Source organism: Micromonospora sp. NPDC047548, assembly GCF_040642975.1.
In the GTDB taxonomy this organism is placed as follows: Bacteria; Actinomycetota; Actinomycetes; order Mycobacteriales; family Micromonosporaceae; genus Micromonospora.
Window position 1 is genome coordinate 320,797 of record NZ_JBEYTI010000003.1, and the last position, 22,364, is coordinate 343,160.

The following is a 22,364-nucleotide window of genomic DNA, read 5'->3' on the forward strand; positions in this document are numbered from 1 at the left end:
GGTGTCAGGTCCAGCGGAGGATGTTCTTGCGCCAGGCGTAGAGGATGCCGAGCGCCACCACGGCCACGAAGATGCCCATCTCGGCGACCGTGAGCAGGCCGAAGCCGGGGCGGTCGAAGACCAGCGCCCAGGGGAAGAGGAAGACCGCCTCGACCGCGAAGAGCACGTAGAGGTACGCGTAGACGTAGTAGCGGATCTGCATCTGCGCCCAGTCCCCGCCGACCGGGTCGAGGCCGCACTCATAGCTGGTCCGCTTACCCCAAGGATCAGCCGGACGGCTAGGACGTAACACCCGGTTGGCCGAGAACGCCGCAACGAAGAAGAGAGCACTGGCGAGCAGCAGGAGCCCGAGCGTCGCGTAGGAGCCCAGGTAACCGGTCACGGTGGGTCAGCCTACCGGGCGCGGACCCCGGCCGACCGGATCGGGAGCCGCACCGCACACGTTACGGATTTGCTTCCCGGTGGGACTAGTGCCGTCCGGCAACTGTTGCCGGCCACCACCTCTGCACGGCGCCGGCTGGGCGGACCGGTGGCGGATCGGTCCGCCCTCCGGGTGTACCGCGGCCAGCCCGCCGGCGAACCCGGCATCCGACTGAGCGGACGGGCCCCGGTAAGGGCCGTCGGCAGTGATCTCGATTACGGCAGTCATCCCGAAACGGCTCATAGCCGGATGAACGGCCTTCGGATTTGGTCCCACTCGTCGGACCTCCACCAAGGATGCCCTAACGGCTCGACGTAGGCTCTGGGTGAGAAACGACAGCGGGCCGGACCAGCCACGGGTGGATCGGCGCAGCGGCGCGTCAAGGAGGTCACGTGGCGGGGCAAGGCGGGGTCACCATCAGGTTCAGCCGCCCGTGCGACGGGGCTGAGCGAAGCGAGGTGCAGGCGTGACCAAGCAGATCCGTCAACTGGACCGGGTGGTCATCCGGTTCGCCGGCGACTCCGGCGACGGCATGCAGTTGACCGGCGACCGGTTCACCTCGGAGACGGCGCAGCTGGGCAACGACATCTCCACGTTGCCCAACTTCCCGGCCGAGATCCGGGCACCCGCAGGCACGCTGCCCGGAGTGTCGAGCTTCCAGGTGCACTTTGCCGACTACGACATCCTCACCCCCGGCGACGCGCCGAACGTGCTGGTGGCGATGAACCCGGCGGCACTCAAGGCCAACCTGGCCGACCTGCCCCGCGGCGCGGACATCATCGTCAACACCGACGAGTTCACCAAGCGCAACCTGGCCAAGGTGGGCTACCAGGCCAGCCCGCTGGACGACGACTCGCTCGCCGGCTACGTGGTGCACCCGGTGGCGCTGACGTCGATGACGGTCGGCGCGCTCGCCGAGCAGGCGGTGTCCAAGAAGGACGCCGAGCGGGCGAAGAACATGTTCGCCCTGGGCCTGCTCTCCTGGATGTACTCCCGGCCGTACTCCTCGACGCTGCGCTTTTTGGAGCGCAAGTTCGCCGCCCGCCCGGAGCTGGTCGCCGCGAACGTGGCCGCCTTCCGGGCCGGCTGGAACTTCGGTGAGACGACCGACTCCTTCTCCGTCCGGTACGAGGTGAAGCCGGCGAAGATGCTGCCGGGCACCTACCGGAACATCACCGGCAACGCGGCGCTCTCCCTCGGCCTGGTGGCCGCCGGCGTCCGCTCCGGGCTGCCGGTGTTCCTCGGGGCGTACCCGATCACCCCGGCCTCGGACATCCTGCACGAGCTGAGCAAGCACAAGCGGTTCGGCGTGGTCACCATGCAGGCCGAGGACGAGATCGCCGCGGTCGGCGCCGCGCTGGGCGCCTCGTACGGCGGCTCGCTCGGCGTCACCACCACCAGCGGCCCGGGCGTGGCGCTCAAGAGCGAGACGATCTCCCTCGCGGTGGCGCTGGAGCTGCCGCTGGTCATCGTCGACGTGCAGCGAGCCGGGCCGTCCACCGGCATGCCCACCAAGACCGAGCAGGCCGACCTGAACATGGCGCTGCACGGCCGACACGGTGAGGCCCCGGTCGCGGTGATCGCGCCGAAGTCGCCGGCCGACTGCTTCCACGCGGCGCTGGAGGCGGCCCGGATCGCGCTGACCTACCGCACCCCGGTGATCCTGCTGTCGGACAACTACGTCGCCAACGGCTCCGAGCCGTGGCTGCTGCCCGACGTGGAGTCGCTGCCCGACCTGCGGGTCGAGTTCGCCACCACGCCCAACGGCGAGGACGGCACCACCTTCCTGCCCTACCTGCGCGACCCGGAGACCCTGGCCAGGCCGTGGGCCATCCCGGGCACGCCGGGGCTGGAGCACCGCATCGGCGGCCTGGAGAAGGCCGACAAGACCGGCGACATCTCGTACGACCCGGCGAACCACGACTTCATGGTGCGGACCCGGGCGGCCCGGATCGAGACGATCCCGGTGCCGGACGTAGAGGTGGAGGACCCGGACGGCGACGCCCGGGTGCTGGTGCTCGGCTGGGGCTCGACGTACGGGCCGATCGGCGCGGCCTGCCGGGGCCTGCGCCAGCGCGGCCTGTCGATCGCGCAGGCGCACCTGCGCCACCTGGCGCCGATGCCGGCCAACCTCGGCGAGGTGCTGCGCTCCTACGACCGGGTGGTCATCCCCGAGATGAACCTCGGCCAGCTCGCCCACGTGATCCGGGCCAAGTACCTGGTCGACGCGATCGGCTACAACCAGGTCCGCGGCCTGCCGTTCACCGCCGCCGAGCTGGAGACGACGCTGGAAGAGGTCCTGAAGAATGTCTGAGCCCGTCGCCCTGAAGCTCACCGCCAAGGACTTCAAGTCCGACCAGGAGGTGCGCTGGTGCCCCGGCTGCGGTGACTACGCGATCCTGGCGGCCATCCAGCAGTTCATGCCGGAGCTGAACATCCCGCGGGAGAACACCGTCTTCGTCTCCGGGATCGGCTGCTCGTCGCGCTTCCCGTACTACCTGAACACCTACGGGATGCACTCGATCCACGGCCGTGCCCCGGCGATCGCCACCGGTCTGTCGGTCACCCGGCCGGACCTGTCGGTCTGGGTGGTCACCGGCGACGGCGACGCTCTGTCGATCGGCGGCAACCACCTGATCCACGCGCTGCGCCGCAACGTCAACCTCAAGATCCTGCTGTTCAACAACCGGATCTACGGCCTGACCAAGGGGCAGTACTCGCCGACCTCCGAGGTCGGCAAGATCACCAAGTCGACCCCGGTCGGCTCGGCGGACGCCCCGTTCAACCCGCTGTCGCTGGCGCTGGGCGCGGAGGCCACCTTCGTCGGCCGGACCATCGACTCCGACCGCAAGCACCTCCAGTCGGTGCTGCGGGCCGCCGCCGAACACCAGGGCTCTGCTTTCGTGGAGATCTACCAGAACTGCAACATCTTCAACGACGGCGCGTTCGACCAGCTCAAGGAGCCGGCCACCCGGGACGACTACCTGATCCGGCTGGAGCACGGGCAGCCGATCACGTTCGGCAGGGACGGGCAGTTCTGCGTCGTCCACCCGCCGGGCGGCTTCGGGCTGGAGGTCCGGGAGACCGGGGCCACCCCGGCCGAGGACATCGTGGTGCACGACGCAGGCGTCACCGACCCGGCGTACGCTTTCGCGCTGTCCCGGCTGCCCGGGCTCGACCTGCGCAACACCCCGATCGGCGTGTTCCGCTCGGTCGACCGCCCGTCGTACGACAGCGTGGTGCAGGAGCAGGTGGCGACGGCGAAGGCGAAGGTCACCGAGACCCCGGAGCAGCAGCTCGCCGGCCTCCTGGCCAGCGGCGACACCTGGACGATCCGCTAGGTAGCTGTCTCCTGGACCTTCGACCCGGGAGACAGACCCTGGTGGTCCAGGCTCGCCGGAAGGCCGAACGCGGCGAACAGGCCGGGCGCCTCGAACACGTCCATCGCGGCGAGAAGGCCCACCTCCGGGCGCAATTGTTGAGGTGGACATCTCGATGTCGGTGGACGGGTTCGTCACCGGGCCCGACCTGGACACATGGCCCGGGCTGGGCAAGGGCGGGTCAGAGAGCGGGGGTGCCGGCGGTCGGGCGGTCGTCGCGGACGTGGACGAGCATGTCGCCGGTCTCGATCACCGCGGCGGCCTTGTCCGCGAGGGTGACCACCTTGCCGCGGCGGACCAGCGCGATGACCAGGGACTCCAGCTCGCGCGGCGACTTGCCGACCTCGTGCCGGTCGGCCGAGCGCATCGCCAGCGCCATGCCCTGGCCGGGGGTGAGCAGGTCCTCCACCACGTCGATCAGCGGCGGCGCCGAGGTGGAGAGCCCCAGCAGCCGGCCGGCGGTGGCCGAGGAGACGATCACGTGGTGGGCGCCGCTCTGCCGCAGCAGCGGGGCGTTCTCCGCCTCCCGGACCGCCGCGATGATCCGGACCTGACCGGCGGTGAGCTGCCGCGCGGTGAGCGCCACCAGCACCGACGCGTCGTCGCTGTCGGTCGCGATGATCACCGCCTTGGCGTTGCGGACGTGCGCCTCCTCCAGCACCGACGAGCGGGTGGCGGAGCCCTCAATGGCGACCAGCCCGGCGGAGGTGGCCTGCCGCAGCGCGGTGCCGCTGCGCTCCACCACCACGATCCGGGACTTGTCCAGGCCGTTTTCCAGCAGGGCGGAGACCGCGCTGCGGCCCTTGGTGCCGTAGCCGCAGATGATGACGTGGTCCTTCACGGTTCTCCTCCACCGCACCAGACGACGGCCGGTCCGGTACTGGTCGGTCAGGACTTCCAGGGTGGTGCCGACCAGGATGATCAGGAAGACCACCCGGGCGGGGGTGATGAACAGGACGTTGACCAGCCGGGCCGACGGCGAGAACGGGGTGATGTCGCCGTACCCGGTCGTTGAGAGGGTGACCACCGTGTAGTAGGCACAGTCGAGCAGGGTCAACCCGTCCTCGTTGACGTCGCGGTAGCCGTTCCGGTCGAGGTAGACCACCGCGATGGTGATGACCACCAGAGCCACGGCGGCGGCCAGGCGGAGGCTCAACGTGCTCAGCGGGCCGCGCCGCTGCGCCGGGAAATGGATCACCGTTGGTCCTGCTCCCCCTGGGTCGCCTGCACGCCCACAACATAGCGGTTGGGCGGTGACCCGCACGCCGGGGTGGCGAACCGGGCGGGTGCGCGGGGACGGCGCCGGGCATGATGGGGGGAAGTTCCACAGACGCCGACCGCGAGGAGGCCCGGATGTCGTTGCTGCGACGGGTGATCGGCGGAGTGCTGCGCCGGGTACGGCTGGGGCAGGGCCGCACCCTGCGCGAGGTCGCCGAGGCGGCCGGGGTGTCGCTGCCCTACCTCTCCGAGGTGGAGCGCGGGCGCAAGGAGGCCTCCTCGGAGGTGCTCGCCGCGATCTGCCGTGCCCTCGGCATCCGCCTGTCCGACCTGCTCGAAGAGGCGCGCGACGACCTGCGCCGGGTCGAGCGGCGTATTCCCGCCGCGCCTCGGGCGGCCCTGGCCCGGCTGGAGCGGGTGCCGTCCGCGCGTGACGACACCGGCCCGACGGTCCGCATCGGCTTCCACCCGGCCGGGGCGACGCCGCCCGTGTCCGCCGCCCCGACCCCATTCCGGCACGCGGCCGGGCCGGTGCTGCGGCTGGGCGGGCCGATCCTGCACGTCGGCGGTCCGGCGTCGCCCGTCGGGTCGACCGTCGGCGGGGTGGGCCTGCGGGTCCGGTTGATCACCTCCGCGCCGGCCGGGCACCCCGGCCCGCGTACCTCCCGACTGCTGGCCCGCCGACGGGCCCGGGCGGGCCGGCGGCGGCTGACCGCGGTGTAGGCCGGCCCGGTTCTGCCGTCGGCGGATCTGCCGCCCGCAGAAACCCTGGGGCCGCGACCAGCGCCGGGCGCAGGCTGGAGACGCCGGTTCCCGGGCGGTACGCCCGCCGGCAGCAGTCTGGAGGGCGGTCGCGATGATCGGGTACAACGTGCGCATGCTGGACGGCGGTCAGCCGACCTTCGGTGACCAGGTGTTCGAGCGGCTGCTGCGGGAACGGATCGTCTTCCTGGGCACCGAGGTCACCGACGCCACGGCGAACCAGATCTGTGCGCAGATCCTGCTGCTCGCCGCCGAGGACAGCGAGCAGGACATCTTCCTCTACATCAACTCGCCGGGCGGCTCGGTGAGCGCGGGCATGGCCGTCTACGACACCATGCGGTACGTGAAGAACGACGTGGCCACGCTGGCTCTCGGGTTCGCCGGGTCGATGGGGCAGTTCCTGCTCTGCGCCGGCGCGGCGGGCAAGCGCTTCGCGCTCCCCCACTCGCGAATCATGATGCACCAGCCCTCCGGGGGGATGGGCGGCACCGCAGCCGACATCACCATCCAGGCCGAGAACATGCTGCACGTGAAGCGGACCATGCAGGAGCTGATCGCCCAGCACAGTGGTCGCACGCTGGAGGAGATCCAGCGCGACTGGGACCGGGACCGCTGGTTCACCGCCGAGCAGGCCCGCGACTACGGCCTGATCGACCAGGTGATCGCCCGCGTGGACCAGCTCGCCGGCTGACCGGCGGGCGACGAACTGCGGCCGGCGGGATGGTCCCCCGCCGGCCGCAGTCCGCGCATCGGGTCAGGGCAGGTCGACGAAATCACCGGGTGTTGATCGCCGACGCCGGGTGGGCGCCGGCCCGCAGTCACCCGCGCGCCGTCGTCACGGGTAGCTGACCACCGGGCTGGTGCCGTAGCTGCCGACGACCGGGGTGCCGACCTCGTTGATGGTCTTCTCGATGCCACCGTTGCCGTCGAGGAAGACGGTGACCATGTCGTGGAAGCGGACCCCGACACGGCGGGGGGCCTCGATCGCCCGGTCGCAGCGGATGTCCACGCCCTGGTTGAAGTAGGAGTAGACGCCCAACCCCCACGCCTCGTGCTCGCATACCCGGTCGCCGACCTTGTAGGACGCCCAACCGCGGCCGGTGGGGCTGGTCCAGGCGGCCTGGCTCGGCGGGTCGTAGGGCAGCTCGCTCTGGTAGAAGATCGTCCGGCCGCGTTCGCCGTTCCAGATGGTCTGGTAGCGCTGGTAGTGCTCCACGAAGAGCCCGTACGCGGTCACGTCGTCGCCGTTGACGATCACGCCGGCGCCGGCGGTGTTGGCCGTCCAGCCAATGCCGTTGCCGTGGTCGCCGCGCCAGGCCCAGACGTTGTCGATCAGCGTGTGGTTGCTCTCCACCACCAGGCTGGTCCGGGCCCGGCCGAGCCAGGGGCCGCCGATGCGGAAGAAGACGTCCTGCACCGAGATCGGATCGTGGTCGTGGTTGCGGCGGGAGTGCCGGTGGCCGATCTGGACCAGCACCTCCGACTCCGGCTGGCCGGCGTCGACCAGAATGCCAGCGATGCGTACGCCGTCGACGTCGGCTACCCGCAGCGCGGCGTCGCCGCCGGTCGGGGCGAGGCTCGGCATGCCGAGGCCGAGCACCACGGTGCCCGGGTGAATGACCCGCAGCGCGCGGTCCAGACGGTAGACGCCCGGGGTGAGCAGCAGGTGCTTGCCGCGCGCCAGCTCCCGGTTGATCCGCTGGGCGTCGTGGCTCGGGCGGGCGATGAAGAAGTCGTGCAGCGGCAGCGAGCGGGGCGTCCCGCCGCCGGCCGCCCAGCTGGTGCCGGCGGTGTCGCGGCGCAGGCCCGGCACGGCGACCCGCCAGCGGCCGGCGGCGTCCACGAAGAGGTACGGCTTCTCCCTGGTCACCGGGCTGGTCGGCAGCGTGGTGTACGGCGGGTTCGGGAAGCCCTGGGCGGGCGCGCCGAGCACGCCGGAGAAAACCTGGTTCCAGACCCCGTTGGTCCAGTCGCCGCCGAGCTCGCTGTCCCGGGTGAGCCACTGCTGCTGGGAGCCGTTGATGGTGATGCCGTCCACCTTCGAGTCGGCGATGAAGCCGCCGCTGGAGTAGCCACCGTTGCCCGGCTCCAGCCAGAGGATTCCCTTGACGTGCACCCGGCGCATCGGCGACGCCTGGGAGACGGCCCACTGGTTCGACCAGTCGGTGGGGGCGATGGAGAGGTTCTCCGCCGAGCGCCAGAAGTTGGTCAGCGCGGAGATGCCGGCCGGGGAGCTCGGGTCGGGCTGGCCGACGACGCGTACCGCACCGTGGATCTCCACGTCGTCCGGGTGCTCACCCAGGCCGGCCACGGTCATGTAGTAGCCCAGCCGAGCGTTCACCTCGTAGCGGCCGGGCTTGAAGAGCACCGCGTACCGGTCGGTGCCCATCTCGTTGTGTTCCTGGCGGGTGAACAGCAGGTCCACCATGGACTGGATCTCTGCGATCGGGGTACTCGGGTCGAAGACGAAGACGTTCGGGCCGAAGTCGGGCTCGTCCTCCCGGTGCTCGGGGCGCGCCGGCGCGGCGAGGGCGGGCGTGGGGGCGAGACCGACCGCGGCGGCGGTGGCGGCGAGGGCGAGGAGTTGGCGACGGGACGGTTGGAGGTGGGATGTCATCGGCCTACCTGTCGGTGATGGCCGCCCGCGCGCCTGAGAGCGCTCTCTCGTCGATGCGGCGGGCAGTCGGAGTGACGTAACAGGGAAGAGCTTGTTTCTACCCCGCCAGGGTCGACAGCGCCAGTGAGCGGCCCAACAGTAACCGCCGCATCAAACTCGCCGACGTGCTGAAGTACCAAGAGCAGCGGCGGCAAGAGCGGCGGCAGTTGCTTCAACGCATGACGGCAGAGAGTCTTGACATGGGGCTCTATGACCTGCCCGCTGACGACCTTGAGGAAGGCAACGACAACAGAACGTGAAGCCGAAGCTTCCACCAGGCATCCCCAGCGCTTAGGCTCACTTGAGCCGCGGAAACACTCCGCACCCCCATTCAAGATCAATTCGTGAATAGTCCGTAGACAGGCACAAACGGCGACTTCGGGCGGCACATCACTGCACAGGACAGCCCATCGATGCGATGGAGTATCCGCTGGCCAGCGGCCGTTTCTGCTGATCTTTGAGGTGCCCCCGGCAGGATTCGAACCTGCGACACACGGTTCAGGAAGGCGACTGAGGCGAGTTGGCGAGTAGGGGCCTTGACCTGGTCCTGCGGGTCAACTACCTCGCGCACCGAGCAAGATCGTTGCACGGACTCTGCACGACGAGCGGGGGTGCTGACGGCTGGCGGTGACGTGCGGGCGTCTCGATGTTAGAGGTGCGAGAATAGACGACGGTCCGAGACGCAGGAGGTGAGCTGTGACGTCGAGTAGCGCTGAGCAGATGCCCGAGTGGCCGACCGCTGAGCACGTACCGGCTGAGGAGCTGGCGCGTCGTCAGGGCATCCGGCCAGTCGCCTCCGTCGACGACCTGGCCCGGCCCAACCTCTTCGAGTCGGACGACGAGCTGGACGACTTCCTCGCCGACCTCTACGCCTCCCGCCGAGCTGGCGCCGCGTGAGCCTGGTCGTCCTGGACACCGACGTAGCGTCGGCGATCCTTCGCGGAAGGCTGCCTGACCGCCTTCGTGCCCGCCTGGCCGGTAAGACCCTGTGCATCACCTTCGTGACGGTCGGGGAGCTGACCAAGTGGACCGCCCTGCGGAGCTGGGGGCCACGCAAACTGGCTGACCTTGCGCAGTGGCGGTCAGGCGTCGTGCTGCTGCCCTACGACGAGGCGGTGGCGACAACCTGGGGGCACCTTCAGGCGCGGGCGCAGCATCGCGGGCGGCCCCGACCGACGAATGACTCCTGGATCGCGGCCTGCTGCCTCGTCGACCGGCTACCGCTGGCGACCTTCAACGGCAAGGACTACGCCGACTTCGCCGAGTACGACGGCCTCCGGCTCTTCGACGTCTCCTAGCTTTCGGCAACCCTGGTCGCGGCTGTCCGGCGTCGTACGGCTTTCCGCCCCGGCCCCTCAGGCCGGGGCGGCTTCGCGTGACGCCGGCATTCCGCGGCCTGGTCCCGCACCCGGTGGCAAGCCGCAAAGCGGCGCGGCAGCCGATCGCCCCGGCCTGGGAGCTGGCCGACCACCCAGGCGATCGTCCCACCGCTGATCGGGCACAAGTCCCGACAGCGCCGACACCAGATCTTCGGTACGGTCCGCCGGGTGAACCCTCTTTCAAGGCGCGCATCGACGGCTCGCGCGCTCGGAAACGTGGCCCTCGTCGCCGGCCTCCTGGTCTCGGCAATCACCCTGTCGACCGACACCGGTACGACCGAGCCGCACATCCTCGCGGGCTTCCTCGTCGCCGCAGGAGTCGGGCTGCGCATCGAAGCCGCGATCATCGAACCTCGGACGTGACCATCGGAGCCTGAAGGTTGCCCGCCGCGCCGGCCGATGCCGGCCGGAGGCCGCCAGCAGGCCGAGTGCGGCGGGCGGGCCGCGCTTGCGCGGCCCCTTGATCCTGATGAGAACGTTTCGGCAGTGGCGTCGCTCGCACATCGCTTGCAAGGGTCCGGCGGACAGCTCGCTTACAAGGCGCTTTCGGCAAAGGTCGCAGCATCCGCTGACGTCCACGGCGTTCAGGTCGGAGGCAAGCACCCGTCCGCGCTCGTCCGGCCTTGGCCGTCACTGTTGATGTCAACCACTGATGTCACGTCCCGCTGATTCCCGCTCCCGCGACGAGCGGAATCGGCCCGGACCAACGCCCGGAGGAAGTGCGGTCGACCCGGAGCGCATGTGATCGCGCACCCCACACCGCCCTGTTAGCGTCGATCGGTGCCCGTCACCGTACCGGCGTCCCCTCAACCCACCCATCGTGCCCGCCGCGTGGGCCTGGGACTGGTCTGGCTGGCGACCGCCCTGGCCGGGACAGCGGTGGTGGTGACCGGAGTGCTGATCGCCCGGATGGACGAGATCTTCGCCTCGGCGGTGTCGCAGGGCCGCGCGGTCCCCTTCACCGGCGAGGCCGGTGAACAGTCCGTGCTGCCGTTCCTGCTCGGGTGCGCCCTGACCGCCCTCTTCCTCACCACCGCGGCGCTGGGCTACCTGCTCAGGGGGTGGGCCTACCACAACGAGCACATCGCGATGGCGCTTCCCGCTGCCGCGCTGATCATCGTGATCGTCCTCTGCACGCCGCTCGTCGGGCCGATCGATCTCGCGCACCAGCAATACACCCACGACCTCTACGGGTGGTGGTACTTCCCCTTCCTCATCGCCACCGTGGTCTGTCACCTGGGCTGCCTTCTCGCTGCGGCGGCAGTCCTGCTTACCAGCCGCTCAACGCGAAACGGGTTGCGGTGACCACGGCGGAACGCTCACCGAACAACGCGACGACCCCCGCCGGGGGGAGCCGGAGTGAATCCGCCGACCGTTGACGACTGGTACCAAACGGCCTCGCCATGCAAGTCCCGGCCGTTGCTCCTTCTCATCGAAGACGGATCGCAATCGAGGATCACGCTGCCTTCTCGCTGCCTCGCCGCTGCCTGATCTCTTGCTTCCAAGCACTACGCTCGGCGCCCGTTCCAGTCCGGAGTGGTTGTCAGCGCAAGCACTCGTCTACCAACGATATTTCCTGGTAGGTCGCCGTGCAGAGGGCGGCGGGTTCAGCCGGTGGAAGCATTCGCCTCGACGAGTTCGGTGAATATCTCGGAGGGCTTCTTCCAACCGTGGATCTTACGGGGTCGATCGTTGATCTCGGAAGCCACCATCGCCAAATATTTGGGGTCGGAGGTGATCGGGACGCCCTTGGGGAAGTACTCGCGCAGGATCCGGTTGGCGTTCTCGTTGCTGCCGCGTTGCCAGGGTGAGTGCGGGCGGGCGAAGTACACCGGTAGCCCGGCGGCGGTGATCCGCGCGTGGCCGGCCATCTCCGCCCCGCAGTCCCAGGTCAACGACCGGGCCAGCTGTGGCGGGAGTGTCCCGGCGGCGGCGATGATCGCGTCACCGACGGTCAACGCGTCCCGGCCGGTCAGCGGGACCAGGACCACGAACCGCGACGTGCGCTCAACCAGGGTCGCCACCGCAGTCTTGCCCGCCTTGCCGATGACCAGGTCACCCTCCCAATGTCCGGGGACCTGCCGACCCTCGACCTCGGCAAGGCGTTCATCGAGGTAGCGGGGCTCGCGGATCCGTGCCGCCGGAGCCGGACGGGCACCACCACGACGGGCCGTACGGCCGGTGCGCAACCGAATCAACTCCCGCGCCAGGGCGGACACCGGCTGGGCGTACACCCACTGATAGATCGCCTCGTGAGACACCCGGTAAGCCTGATCGTCCGGGTAGTCGAACACCAACCGACCCGCGATCGACGCCAGCGACCAGCCCAGCCGCAACCGCTCCCGGACCACTTCCCGCAGGCCCTGCACCCGCTCGACCGCCCACGTCTTCGGCCGACATCGCGCCACCCCCGCCCCGGTGTCAGCCGTCGCGGCCCGGTACCCCGGTCCGGCCGCCGTGCCGGGCGACCTCCCGTGACACCACCCGACGGGTCCCGGCCGATCAGGACACCGATCCGCTTGTACTCCAGGCCCTCGGCCAAGCCACGGGATATCTCTTCACAATCAGCCAAGGTCAACATCGCGCGCACGACGGAACATCCTGTCCCACCCAACCGCCAAGATCAAATGCTACGACCGGCCGAACCTGCCCGTCCTTCAGTACGCGGTGGAGCTGGAACTACTGGACTTCAACCCGGTCGACAAGCTGCGGGTGCGGTCAAGCAGGCGGAAATTGGTCGGCGAAGTCGACCGGCGGGTTGTAGTGAACATCCGCCGGCACGAGAGCTGCTGATCGGGGTGACGTACGTCGGTCAGCGCGGGAAGAACGGCCGACGTGGTGAGCACCTGATGGCTTCTACGCCTGCCTGTACTTCGCGGCGCTGCGGCCGAGTGAGGCACTGAGCCTGCGGGAGCGGGACTGCCGTCTTCCGGCAACGGGTTGGGGACAGCTGGCGGTCGAGAAGTCCCGGCCTGCGGCAGGGAAGCGGTACACCGACAACGGTCAGGTGCATGACGACCGGGGGCTCAAGCACCGGGGCGAGACGGAGGCGCGGGAGGTGCCGATCCCGCCGGAACTGGTGGCGATCCTGCGCGCGCACATCGATCGGTTCGGGGCGGAGGCCGACGGGCGATTGTTCCGCAGCGAGCAGGGCAACGTCGTGGCGTCATCGCCGTACTACCGGGTCTGGGAGGAGGCCCGAAGGCTGAGCCTGCCCCCGGACCGGGTGGCCTCTCCCCTGGCTGGTCGACCATACGACCTGCGGCACGCCGGGGTGTCGCTGTGGTCGAACGCCGGGCTGCCGGCGCCGGAGGTCGCCCAGCGGGCCGGGCACTCGGTGGACGTGCTGCTCAAGGTGTACGCAAAGTGCCTCGACGGAGATCGGGGCCGGATGAACGAGCGGATCGAGGCGGCGCTGAGGTGACGGTCGCCGGTAGCGTGGGAGAGGTCGTTGCTGACGCTGCGGCCTCTCCGCCGTTTACCGGCCGCGGCCTGCGCAAACAGTCGCGTTCAGGCACCCAAGATCATTGCACGCACTCTGCACGGACGGCTGCAAATGGCGGCTTCGGGTGGCGTCTGGCTGCACAAGGCGGTCAGTCGACGAGGAGGCGTATCCGCAGGCCAGAGGCCATTTTTGCTGATCTTCGAGGTGCCCCCGGCAGGAATCGAACCTGCGACACACGGTTTAGGAAACCGATGCTCTATCCCCTGAGCTACGAGGGCGCGAGGGCCTAGTCTAGCGACCTGGGGGTTCACCTGGGGTGGCAGGGAGTGACCCGGGTTCGCCCACGTCACCCGGACCCCCGTTGTCGCAGCCCAGGACCACACCTCGAGCACACGAACCCCGGTTTGCGACCGCCGGTCGCCCGGGGTGACCCGCGTTGGCCCCGGTTCACCCGGATTGGCATCCGCCGGAGAGCACACACCGCGCACATCATCTACGCACTCCCGTTGTGCTTCGCCACCAGGGCGGGGAGTTCGTTCAGGGAGTCGACGCGGAACAGGCACTGCTCGGAAACGGCTGGCATCTCGAGGATATGACCCCACGGAGAGCGCCGGATCAGGCAGGTCTTCATACCGGCTTCCTTGGCCGGGCGTGCATCGTTGTCGGGCCGATCGCCGACGTACAGGATCGAAGACGCGTCGCCACCGCCTTCACGAATGACGTTCTCAAAGAAGACCGGTGACGGCTTCGCCACGCCCCAACCGTGGGACGTGCCGATCACATCCACAGGCAGGTCGAGCGCACGGAGGCTCGCCTCGGCATGAGCCGGCTGGTTGCCGGCCAAGCCGACGAGGAGGCCCTGATCCTTCAAGGCGGTGAGACACGGTCGCGCGTCGGGATAGAGGTCCTCTTCCCCGAATGACTCCGGCTTTCCAGCCGCTGCCCGGCGTTCCAGTTCAGCCGTGAGATCGAACCCGGGCCGGAAGATTCGGAACGGTTCCTGCCAGTCCAGGCCCCGGGCGATCGAAGCACCGAAGACCGCCGAGAAGGTATGCCGTGGAACGCCGAGCCAGTCCGCCCAGGTCTCGAACTCTCGGGACTCGTCGAGAATCACCCCGCCGACATCAAAGAAAACTGCCTTGATCACCTGTGGGTCCTCCGTCACGTTCACGCTGGTTGCGGATCCTAGAGCCTTCGAAGTGGTGGGTGTCCGCACGGCAGACCGATCTCTCCCTCCCCGCACCAGTTCCTGGTCGTAGTAGCTGCGCACTCGTGCTTCCGTCGTCGAGAGCGCTTCATCAACAGCCGTCTTGCGGTGATTCGGGTTCACCCCACGATGCCGACGGGAGACCGCGTGGGATGGTGGTGCAGCGACCGCCAGGCCGGCAGCGCGCTCGCCAGCACCGCCAGCAGCAGGCAGAGTCCCACCACCCCGCCGACCACCGACCACGGCACCACCAGGTCGACCGCTACGCCGACCTGCGCGGCGAGGCCAGCACGGATACTCAGCAGACCGACGAAGGCGACAGTCCCGCCGAGCAGCGCGCCGATCAGCACCACCAGGGCGGCCTCGGCCGTGACCAGCCAGATGACCTGCCTCCGGGTCGCTCCGGCCAGCCGGATCAGCCGCAGGTCGGCCGCCCGGCCGGCGGCGGCCATCAGCAGCGTGTTCGCCACCGCGACCGCCCCGTAGCCCGCCGAGACACCGATCAAGAGCAGCGTGAAGAGCCAGACGAGGCGATCCTCGGCGCGATCCGCCTCGGCCGCCCAGGCGGAGACGTCGACGATCCGCCCTTCGACCGGGGGATCGATCCGGTCCTGGACGTACACCGCGGAGGTGAGCGCCGACGGGTCGTGCGCCCGCACCACGGACCGGGGCAGTAGCAGGTCGCCGGGGATCGAGTCGTCAGTGACGACCGCAACGACGCGTAGCGACACCACCTCCCCGTCGGCCAAGACCAGCGCGTACGGCTCGGACGGCTGCCGGTTCGCCGAGACGGGAAGGACCACCGTGTCGCCGCGCAGGTCGTCCAGTGAGCCGGCGACGACGGTGAGCGCCCGGTTGGCGGCGGCGAAGCTCGCCGGATCCACGCCGAGCGCGGCCAGTGGCCGGTTCTCCGGCAGCGACGTCGGGTCGCTCTCGAAGACCGTCGTCGGTAGGAGGGCGGCGCCCCCGGTCGCCGCGACGGCCCGGTCCGACAGGCCCGGTGCGCGGTCGGGGACGACGACCCAGCCGGCGTTCACCTTGTCGACCCGTCCCGCCGCGTAGGCGGCCGTGGTGGTGCGCACCATTCCGGAGACCAGCACCGCGAACGCGACCGTGAGCAGCACCGGGGCGGCGATCGAAGCCGTCCGCCGGGTCGCGGCCAACGCCCCGGCCCGGACCAGCATCCCGATCGCGCCACCTGGTCGGCGCACCGGCCACCGCAGCATCCGCACCACCGGGCCGACGACCGCGGGGGCCAGCACCGTGGCGCCGGCCACCAGGGTCATCACCGCGTAGAGGGCGAACGTGGCGGCGTCGCGGGCTTCGTCGGACGTCGCAGTGGCGAGGCTGAGGGCGACGCCGGTCACGACAAGGAGCACCCCGGTGGCGACGCGCGGTCGCCCGATCGGTCGCTGTTCCACCGCCGCCTCGCGCAACGCCTCTAGCGGGCGAACGCGTGCCGCTCGGCGCGACGCCGACCAGACGGCCAGCAGCGCGATCACCGGACCGACGGCGAACGACCCCGCGACCGGCCAGGGTTCGTACCGGACCTGGAAGGTCGCCGGCTCGAAGCCGACGTCGACCAGCAGCCGACCTAGCACCGGGGCGAGCGTCGCGCCGGCCAGGAGGCCGGCGAGCCCGGCCGTGGCGCCGACGACGAGCGCCTCGGCGTGGACCATGCGGCGGACCTGGCGGGGAGTGGCGCCGATGGCACGCAGCAGTCCCAGCTCACGGCGGCGCTGCGCGACGGTGAACGCGAAGGTGGAGGCGACCACGAAGATCGTGACGAAGCCGGCGAGGGCCGCCGTCGCGGTGAGCACCTGCATGCCGATCCAGCGGGTGCGGGCATCCTCCCGCGGCTCCAGCGCACCGCGTCCGCCGCCGGTCAACACCCGTCCGTCGCCACCGACGACGCCGCGAGCCGCCTCGGCGACCTCCCCGGGGCCGGCACCCGACGCGACCAGCAGGCCGATGGTCCGGACCCCGGGCGCGAGCGCGGTGGCGACCTCGTCCGCGACGTAGACGCCGGTCGCGTCGACCAGGCCGGTGACGGTGTACGGCTGCGGGCCCGCCGCCGTGAGCAGGGTGACCGGCCCGCCGGGACGCAGCCCGAGCGCGCGGTCGACGACCACCTCGCCGGCCCGCCGGGGCGGCTCGCCGGCCACCAGACGGAGTCCACCCAGCCGGGTACTGGACCAGCCGTGCCCCTGGTGGGCGTCCTCCCGCTGCCCATCGATGGCCGGGGGCCGGCCGTCGACGAGCGCCTGGGCGTAGAAGGTCCGGTCCGGTACGGCCGCCGTAACGCCCGGCACCCCGGCCAGCCTGCTGGTGAGTTCCGCCGTCCTAGCGGCGGACCAGGGCCGGGTGGGCGCGAACGAGTCGGCCGGCGCACCGGCCTCGGGGCTCTGCACCACGACCGCCGCGTGCGTCAGCCGGTCGGGCACCTGTGGGCGGCCGGAGGCGAGCAGCAGGGTGGCCGCCGTGACCAGTGTGACGCCGACAGCGACGGCCACGAACGCGCCGGCCGACCGCCTGATGCTCAGCACGACGGCTCCACGGCACTCTTCTCCGGAACCGTCTCCCGCTCGGCGATCCGTGCGGCGACGACCGCGGCGGTGATCCCGCCGGTCAGCTCGTCCACCACGCGCCCGTCGGCGAGCAGGAGAATCCGATCGGCGTACGCGGCGGCGGTGGGATCGTGGGTCACCATCACCACGGTCTGCCGGTGGTCGTCGACGAGTCCACGGAGCAGCCGGAGGACCTGCCCGGACGCGGCGCTGTCCAGTGCCCCGGTCGGTTCGTCGGCGAAGACGACCGCAGGACGAGTGACCAACGCCCGGGCCACGGCGACGCGTTGCTGTTCGCCGCCGGACAGTTCGCTCGGCCGGTGCCCGGCCCGGTCGGCCAGTCCCACGGCGTCGAGCGCGGCGACGACGTCCCGGGCCGGGGGACGGCGCCCAGCCAAGCGCATCGGCAGCTCGACGTTCTGCGCAGCGGTCAACGTGGACACCAGGTTGAACGCCTGGAACACGAAGCCGACCCGATCGCGGCGCAGCCGGGTCAGCTCGTCCTCACCCAGGTCGTCGATGCATCTGCCGTCGATCATGACGCTCCCCTCGACTGGCCTGTCCAACCCGGCCGCACAGTGCAGCAGGGTGGACTTGCCCGAGCCCGACGGGCCCATCACTGCCGTGAACGTGCCGCGGGCGAAGCTGGTCGTCACGCCGTCGAGGGCCGTCACCCGCCGCGCTCCGCTGCCGTATACCGCGCGCAACCCGGTCAGGGTCACCGTCTGTGTGGTCATGACCGCCAGGGTGCCGGCATCGGCAGGTGCAGCGCGTCGTGCCCGTGTGGACACTTGCCAGCCCACCCTTGGGCGGATCCCGCGGACCGCAACGCGGCGGATGTCATGCCCGAGGATGACGGCCCGCAGGTGGACGCGGCCCGCCCGACCGGCCGATACGCTTCGACACGTGACCGCCCACCTGCTGACCCGGCGGCTGCGGCCCGCGGAACTGGCCACCGTGGACGCCGTGCTCGCCCTGGCGGTCGGCGGTCTGCTCGGCCCGTACGCGGCGCTGGAATCGCCGCTGCACGGTGGCGTGCACGAGCCGCTCTGGGTGTCGGTGATCGTCGGGATGGCACTCGGGCTGCCGTTGGGCGTCCGACGACGGTGGCCGATCACCGTCGCCGTCGTGATCAGTTCCGTTACCACCGCCGCCCTGATCACCGGCGTGATTCCCAACTACGCCGCCGCCGCAACAGGGCTCGCCATCGGCCTGTCCCTCTACACGGTGGCCGTGTCGACCAGCACGCACCGGTCGATGCTCTGCGCCGCCGGCTGTCTCGCTCTGGTGAGCGTCGCCCTGGTACTGACCGCGAGCGACCTCTGGTCACGGACCGGCGCGGTCGTCTACGCCGCTGTCATGATCGTGCCTGCCTGGGTGATCGGCTGGCTGGTCCGGGAGCGACGCGCCCTCGCCGCCCGTCAGGGCGAGCACCTGGTCCGCCAGGCCGCTACCGAGGAGCGGTTACGGGTGGCGCGGGAACTGCACGACGTGGTCGCGCACACGCTGAGCCTCATCGTGGTGAAAGCGGCCGTCGCCAACCACGTCGCCGGGACCGATCCCCGCGAGGCGGGGGCCGCCCTGCGGGTGATCGAGGAGACCGGCCGCAACGCGCTGACCGACGTGCGCCGGGTGCTCGGCGCATTGCGCGAGGGCACCCCGTACACCCCGACACCCGGGCTGGACGAGTTGCCCGCGCTCGCCCGGCAGGCGGCGATCGGCGGTGTCGACGTACGGCTCGACGTACGGCGGGAGGAGCCGGCCGCAGCGGTGCCGGAGTCGGTGGGCCTGGCGGTGTTCCGGATCGTGCAGGAGGCGGTGACCAACGTGGTGAAGCACGCGGCGCCGGCCGCCTGCAGGGCCACGGTGACCGTCACGCCTTGCGAGGTCAGGATCGAGGTGACCGACGACGGCCGCCGACCGATCCTGATCGGCGGGGAGGGACACGGGCTGATCGGCATGCGGGAACGGGTGACGTTGCACGGGGGCGAGTTCCACGCCGGGCCACGCTCCGGCGGCGGCTACGCGGTGACCGCCAACCTGCCCTACCGGGTACCCGCGTGATCCGGGTGCTGATCGCCGATGACCAGGCGCTGCTGCGCGGCAGCTTTCGGTTGCTGGTCGATTCCACCCCGGACTTCACCACGGTCGGTGAGGCGGGCACCGGCGTGGAGGCCGTCGCGCTGACCACCGAGCACCGACCGGACGTGGTGCTGATGGACGTGCGGATGCCAGAAATGGACGGCATCGAGGCGACCCGGCGCATTTGCGGCGATCCCGCCACGGCCGGCACCCGGGTCGTCATCTTGACCACGTTCGACCTGGACGAGTACGTCTACGGGGCACTGCGCGCCGGAGCCAGCGGGTTCCTGCTCAAGGACACCCCGCCGGCGGACCTGCTGGCCGGCATCCGGGTGGTGGCCGCCGGCGAAGGGCTGCTCGCGCCGACGGTGACCCGCCGGCTGATCAACGAGTTCGCGCGTCGGCCCGAGCCGGCCCGGCCCCTGCCGCGACGGCTGGAGGGGGTCACCGATCGGGAACGGGAAGTGCTCACACTGATCGGCCGCGGCCTGTCCAACGCGGAGTTGGCCGGGCACCTCGGTCTCAGCCTGGCCACCGTGAAGACGCACGTCGGGCGGTTGTTGACCAAGCTGGCGGTACGTGATCGGGCGCAACTGGTCATCGTCGCCTACGAAACGGGCCTGGTCGGACCGGGCGGCCTTCGCTGAGCGGATCACCTCTCCGAAAAGAGCCCATGACTCAGGCCGGTACCGATCCAGCGTCCGACAGCAGGGCGATTGTCCTCCTGCTGATCTTGAGCAGGCGATCACAGCGTCCCCACGGATGCGACCCGGGACAGGGGCAGCGAAAGGAACGAGCCGCAGGTCGTCGGCTCGCGGAAGCAAGCGGAGCGACCGGTTAGGAAACCGTTGCTCTATCCCCTGAGCTACGAGGGCGCGAGGGCCTAGTCTAGCGACCTGGGGGTTCACCTGGGGTGGCAGGGAGTGGCCCACGTTCACCCACGTTCCCCGTGCCCCTGTTCTCCCAGCCCAGGACCACACCTGGAGCACACGAACCCCGGTTTGCGACCGGCGGTCGGCCGCAGTGACCCGCGTTGGCACCGGTTGACCCCGGTTGGCATCCGCTGGAGAGCACACACCGCGCACATCATCGAAGATCATGATGTGCGCTCCCTCGGCCCGGACCCGCCGGCCGGGCACCGGACGGCGGTGACCGACGCGGTGTCAGCCCTCGGCCTCACATTCGTGTTGGGGCTGCCGGTAGGGGGTCACATCGTTCATGGCGACGGTCCTCCTGGCCGATGGGTCGGTATGGCTGCGGCATCGGTGCGCGTTGGGCGGCGGCTTCGTGGCCGGGAGTGTCAGCCGCGATCCCAGGCGGCGAGCCGCCGCGGTAGAGGCGTCGCGGCCGGTAGCTATCAACACGCCGTGGCGTAGGGCAACGATTCGGTCGGCGTGGCGGGCGTGGAGGCCACTGGCCTGTCAGTTGTCGCCGATCCGCAACAGCGGCGCGTCGTAGAGGCTCGCCTCGGGGATACGACACATGACGGGCGCAGCGACCTCGATGATCAGCATCTCGGTGAGGAACTGGACTGTCGCGGCGAGCAGGTGACGGTGTGGCCGGTCGCGCTGTGCTCCTTGAGTCCGACGCTGACGTGGATGTGCGGCGCGATCCGGTCGTGGGCGTCGTCGTAGGCAATGGTGCCGCCGCCGAGCGCTTCGACGTTGGTCAGGTGCACCCGGTCCCAGACCGGGGCTTGGGGGTCGTCCACACGCTGGCAGGTGCCAACGATCTCGACCGTGCTGAACCCGGCAATGAAGACAGGGATGTAGCCCTGCCGGATGCCGTTGACACGGCAGGCCTCGGCGAGGGCGGCGAAGAAGTCCTCACCATGATCGAAGGTGACGCCAATCATCCGTCCGGGCGTGAGGTCATGGCTACGCATACTGAGACACTTCCGGTCGGGTTAGTCGGGGGCGAGTGGCTGTGGTGGGTCCAGCCAAGGACGCACACCTGTACCGTGCCAAAACTCGTCGCACAGGGTGTGAGCTGCTGTTTCGCGACGGTGACGCAGAATGGCAGGCGTGTTGGTTCGGCTGCTGTACCTGAATGCGGTGCGGATGTTCGGCTGGTTGCCGCTGGCCACGCGCAGCGAGTCCGCGCCGGTCGCAGAGTTGCTGGTGCTGCGCCACGAGGTGGCGGTGCTACGCCGTCAGGTCGGTCAGCCGCGCCTGTCGTGGCCGGAGCGGGCAGTGTTGTCCGCGCTGGTCCGGGCACTGCCGCGGGAACTCTGGAGGCATCGGATCGTTACCCCAGCCACCCTGCTGACCTGGCACCGCCGGCTGGTCCGCCGGCACTGGACCTACCCGAACCGGCCCGGACGACCACCGATCAGCGACGACCTCCGGGACCTGATCCTGCACCTGGCCAGGGAGAATCCCGGCTGGGGGCACCGGCGCATCCAAGGCGAACTCGTCGGGCTCGGCCATCGGGTCGGCGCCGGCACCATCCGTCGCATCCTCGCCAGATCGAAACGCGGTCCTGCCCCACGCGAGATCGACACCAACTGGAGGACGTTCCTGCGCGCGCAGGCGTCCGGCATGCTGGCGACCGACTACTTCCACATCGACACCGTCACGCTGCGGCGGTTGTACGTGCTGTTCGTCATGGAGATCACGACCCGACGGGTCCACATCCTCGACGTCACCGCCCACCCGACCGCTGCCTGGGCCACCCAGCTGGCCCGGAATCTGGTGGTGGACCTCGGGGACCGTACGACCCGATTCCGGTTCCTGATCCGCGACCGCGACCGCGACCGCGACGCCAAGTTCACCGCGTCGTTCGACACGGTGTTCGCCGCCGAAGGCATCGACGTGGTGAAGACTCCGCCGCGCACACCCCGGGCGAACGCGTTCGCGGAACGCTTCGTGCGCAGTGTCCGGGCCGAGTGCACCGACCGGGTCCTGATCTACAACGAACAGCACGCCCGCACCGTGTTACGCGACTATGAGGACCACTTCGACCGGCACCGGCCGCACCAGAGCCTGGACCAGCATCCACCCGACTACAACCCCGGTGTGGTCGTCGCGATCGACAACCCGATCCGGCGACGCCGCGTCCTGAGCGGCGTGATCAACGAATACCACCGGGCAGCTTGAGCTACTCGCACATTCGCAGCTCACAAGCCCGAAACAGAGTTTTGGCACCGCACAGGTGCCGCGTTTCTGCTGGCCGGTCTCGTCCAACGCCCCGACCACCAGCCCCCGACGCCGCCGGCGAGCCGCGGTGGCCAGCCCGTCGACCACGA

20 protein-coding genes, 1 tRNA gene and 1 pseudogene are annotated in these 22,364 nt (G+C 70.2%); 13 read left to right on the forward strand and 9 right to left on the reverse strand.

The window, feature by feature from the left end; genetic code table 11:
- Positions 1-4: 4 nt before the first annotated feature.
- Positions 5-382 (reverse strand): NADH-quinone oxidoreductase subunit A, encoded by a 378-nt coding sequence (ndhC, locus tag ABZ807_RS05030; RefSeq protein WP_357152998.1) that lies wholly within the window; start codon positions 380-382, stop codon positions 5-7.
- Positions 383-887: 505 nt separating this feature from the next.
- Here ndhC and ABZ807_RS05035 point away from each other — a divergent pair.
- Both ABZ807_RS05035 and ABZ807_RS05040 read left to right on the forward strand, forming a co-directional pair.
- The gene (locus tag ABZ807_RS05035) at positions 888-2,735 is read left to right on the forward strand and encodes a 2-oxoacid:acceptor oxidoreductase subunit alpha (protein WP_357153000.1); all 1,848 of its coding nucleotides are present in this window, start codon (positions 888-890) and stop codon (positions 2,733-2,735) included.
- Positions 2,728-3,762 (forward strand): 2-oxoacid:ferredoxin oxidoreductase subunit beta, encoded by a 1,035-nt coding sequence (locus ABZ807_RS05040; protein ID WP_357153003.1) that lies wholly within the window; start codon positions 2,728-2,730, stop codon positions 3,760-3,762. The genes ABZ807_RS05035 and ABZ807_RS05040 overlap by 8 nt, the downstream gene beginning before the upstream one ends.
- 220 nt (positions 3,763-3,982) lie before the next feature.
- Here the strand turns inward: ABZ807_RS05040 and ABZ807_RS05045 are convergent, their stop codons facing one another.
- Positions 3,983-4,999: a potassium channel family protein gene (locus ABZ807_RS05045; protein WP_357153006.1), complete on the reverse strand. Its 1,017-nt coding sequence runs from the start codon at positions 4,997-4,999 to the stop codon at positions 3,983-3,985.
- A 155-nt stretch (positions 5,000-5,154) separates the two neighbouring features.
- Between ABZ807_RS05045 and ABZ807_RS05050 the strand changes: the two genes are divergently transcribed.
- Together ABZ807_RS05050 and ABZ807_RS05055 are read left to right on the forward strand one after the other, a co-directional pair.
- Positions 5,155-5,742, forward strand: a complete 588-nt coding sequence (locus ABZ807_RS05050; protein WP_357153009.1) for a helix-turn-helix transcriptional regulator — start codon at positions 5,155-5,157, stop codon at positions 5,740-5,742.
- Positions 5,743-5,875: 133 nt separating this feature from the next.
- On the forward strand, positions 5,876-6,472 hold the full coding sequence (locus tag ABZ807_RS05055) for an ATP-dependent Clp protease proteolytic subunit (RefSeq protein ID WP_357153012.1): 597 nt from the start codon (positions 5,876-5,878) through the stop codon (positions 6,470-6,472).
- Positions 6,473-6,616: 144 nt separating this feature from the next.
- On the opposite strand, the gene ABZ807_RS05060 is transcribed toward ABZ807_RS05055, so the two are convergent.
- Entirely contained in the window at positions 6,617-8,398 is a 1,782-nt protein-coding gene (locus ABZ807_RS05060) for an adenylyl cyclase (protein ID WP_357153014.1), read from the reverse strand.
- A gap of 164 nt (positions 8,399-8,562) precedes the next feature.
- Here ABZ807_RS05060 and ABZ807_RS05065 point away from each other — a divergent pair, with 164 nt between their 5' ends.
- From ABZ807_RS05065 to ABZ807_RS05085, 5 genes are all read left to right on the forward strand, one after another.
- Positions 8,563-8,697 carry a hypothetical protein gene (locus ABZ807_RS05065; protein ID WP_357153016.1) on the forward strand — a complete coding sequence of 45 codons (135 nt, stop codon included), beginning with the start codon at positions 8,563-8,565 and terminating at the stop codon, positions 8,695-8,697.
- Positions 8,698-9,133: 436 nt separating this feature from the next.
- A complete protein-coding gene (locus tag ABZ807_RS05070) occupies positions 9,134-9,334 on the forward strand; it encodes a hypothetical protein (RefSeq protein ID WP_357153018.1) in 201 nt (66 codons plus the stop codon).
- Positions 9,331-9,735 (forward strand): type II toxin-antitoxin system VapC family toxin, encoded by a 405-nt coding sequence (locus ABZ807_RS05075; RefSeq protein ID WP_357153021.1) that lies wholly within the window; start codon positions 9,331-9,333, stop codon positions 9,733-9,735. The genes ABZ807_RS05070 and ABZ807_RS05075 overlap by 4 nt, the downstream gene beginning before the upstream one ends.
- Before the next feature lie 297 nt (positions 9,736-10,032).
- Positions 10,033-10,179 carry a hypothetical protein gene (locus ABZ807_RS05080; protein WP_357153024.1) on the forward strand — a complete coding sequence of 49 codons (147 nt, stop codon included), beginning with the start codon at positions 10,033-10,035 and terminating at the stop codon, positions 10,177-10,179.
- Positions 10,180-10,647: 468 nt separating this feature from the next.
- Positions 10,648-11,121 carry a hypothetical protein gene (locus tag ABZ807_RS05085; protein WP_357153027.1) on the forward strand — a complete coding sequence of 158 codons (474 nt, stop codon included), beginning with the start codon at positions 10,648-10,650 and terminating at the stop codon, positions 11,119-11,121.
- Between the two features lie 302 nt (positions 11,122-11,423).
- On the opposite strand, the gene ABZ807_RS05090 is transcribed toward ABZ807_RS05085, so the two are convergent.
- Positions 11,424-12,368 (reverse strand): IS30 family transposase, encoded by a 945-nt coding sequence (locus tag ABZ807_RS05090; RefSeq protein WP_357153097.1) that lies wholly within the window; start codon positions 12,366-12,368, stop codon positions 11,424-11,426.
- A 455-nt stretch (positions 12,369-12,823) separates the two neighbouring features.
- Between ABZ807_RS05090 and ABZ807_RS05095 the strand changes: the two genes are divergently transcribed.
- Complete coding sequence (locus ABZ807_RS05095; RefSeq protein WP_357153030.1) at positions 12,824-13,240, forward strand: hypothetical protein; 417 nt, start codon at positions 12,824-12,826, stop codon at positions 13,238-13,240.
- Positions 13,241-13,466: 226 nt separating this feature from the next.
- Here the strand turns inward: ABZ807_RS05095 and ABZ807_RS05100 are convergent.
- The 4 genes from ABZ807_RS05100 to ABZ807_RS05115 form a co-directional block, all read right to left on the reverse strand.
- Positions 13,467-13,539: transfer RNA gene (locus ABZ807_RS05100), tRNA-Arg, on the reverse strand.
- Between the two features lie 215 nt (positions 13,540-13,754).
- On the reverse strand, positions 13,755-14,408 hold the full coding sequence (locus ABZ807_RS05105; RefSeq protein WP_357153099.1) for an HAD family hydrolase: 654 nt from the start codon (positions 14,406-14,408) through the stop codon (positions 13,755-13,757).
- A gap of 179 nt (positions 14,409-14,587) precedes the next feature.
- On the reverse strand, positions 14,588-17,014 hold the full coding sequence (locus ABZ807_RS05110; RefSeq protein WP_357153032.1) for an ABC transporter permease: 2,427 nt from the start codon (positions 17,012-17,014) through the stop codon (positions 14,588-14,590).
- Positions 17,008-17,772 (reverse strand): ABC transporter ATP-binding protein, encoded by a 765-nt coding sequence (locus ABZ807_RS05115; protein ID WP_357153035.1) that lies wholly within the window; start codon positions 17,770-17,772, stop codon positions 17,008-17,010. The genes ABZ807_RS05110 and ABZ807_RS05115 overlap by 7 nt, the downstream gene beginning before the upstream one ends.
- Before the next feature lie 169 nt (positions 17,773-17,941).
- Here ABZ807_RS05115 and ABZ807_RS05120 point away from each other — a divergent pair, with 169 nt between their 5' ends.
- Together ABZ807_RS05120 and ABZ807_RS05125 are read left to right on the forward strand one after the other, a co-directional pair.
- On the forward strand, positions 17,942-19,099 hold the full coding sequence (locus ABZ807_RS05120; protein WP_357153038.1) for a sensor histidine kinase: 1,158 nt from the start codon (positions 17,942-17,944) through the stop codon (positions 19,097-19,099).
- A complete protein-coding gene (locus ABZ807_RS05125; RefSeq protein ID WP_357153041.1) occupies positions 19,096-19,764 on the forward strand; it encodes a response regulator transcription factor in 669 nt (222 codons plus the stop codon). The genes ABZ807_RS05120 and ABZ807_RS05125 overlap by 4 nt, the downstream gene beginning before the upstream one ends.
- 774 nt (positions 19,765-20,538) lie before the next feature.
- Here ABZ807_RS05125 and ABZ807_RS05130 read toward each other — a convergent pair.
- Positions 20,539-21,002 (reverse strand): annotated as a pseudogene (locus tag ABZ807_RS05130) (DUF296 domain-containing protein).
- 130 nt (positions 21,003-21,132) lie between these two features.
- Between ABZ807_RS05130 and ABZ807_RS05135 the strand changes: the two are divergent.
- On the forward strand, positions 21,133-22,215 hold the full coding sequence (locus tag ABZ807_RS05135; protein ID WP_357153043.1) for an integrase core domain-containing protein: 1,083 nt from the start codon (positions 21,133-21,135) through the stop codon (positions 22,213-22,215).
- Positions 22,216-22,364 lie beyond the last annotated feature (149 nt).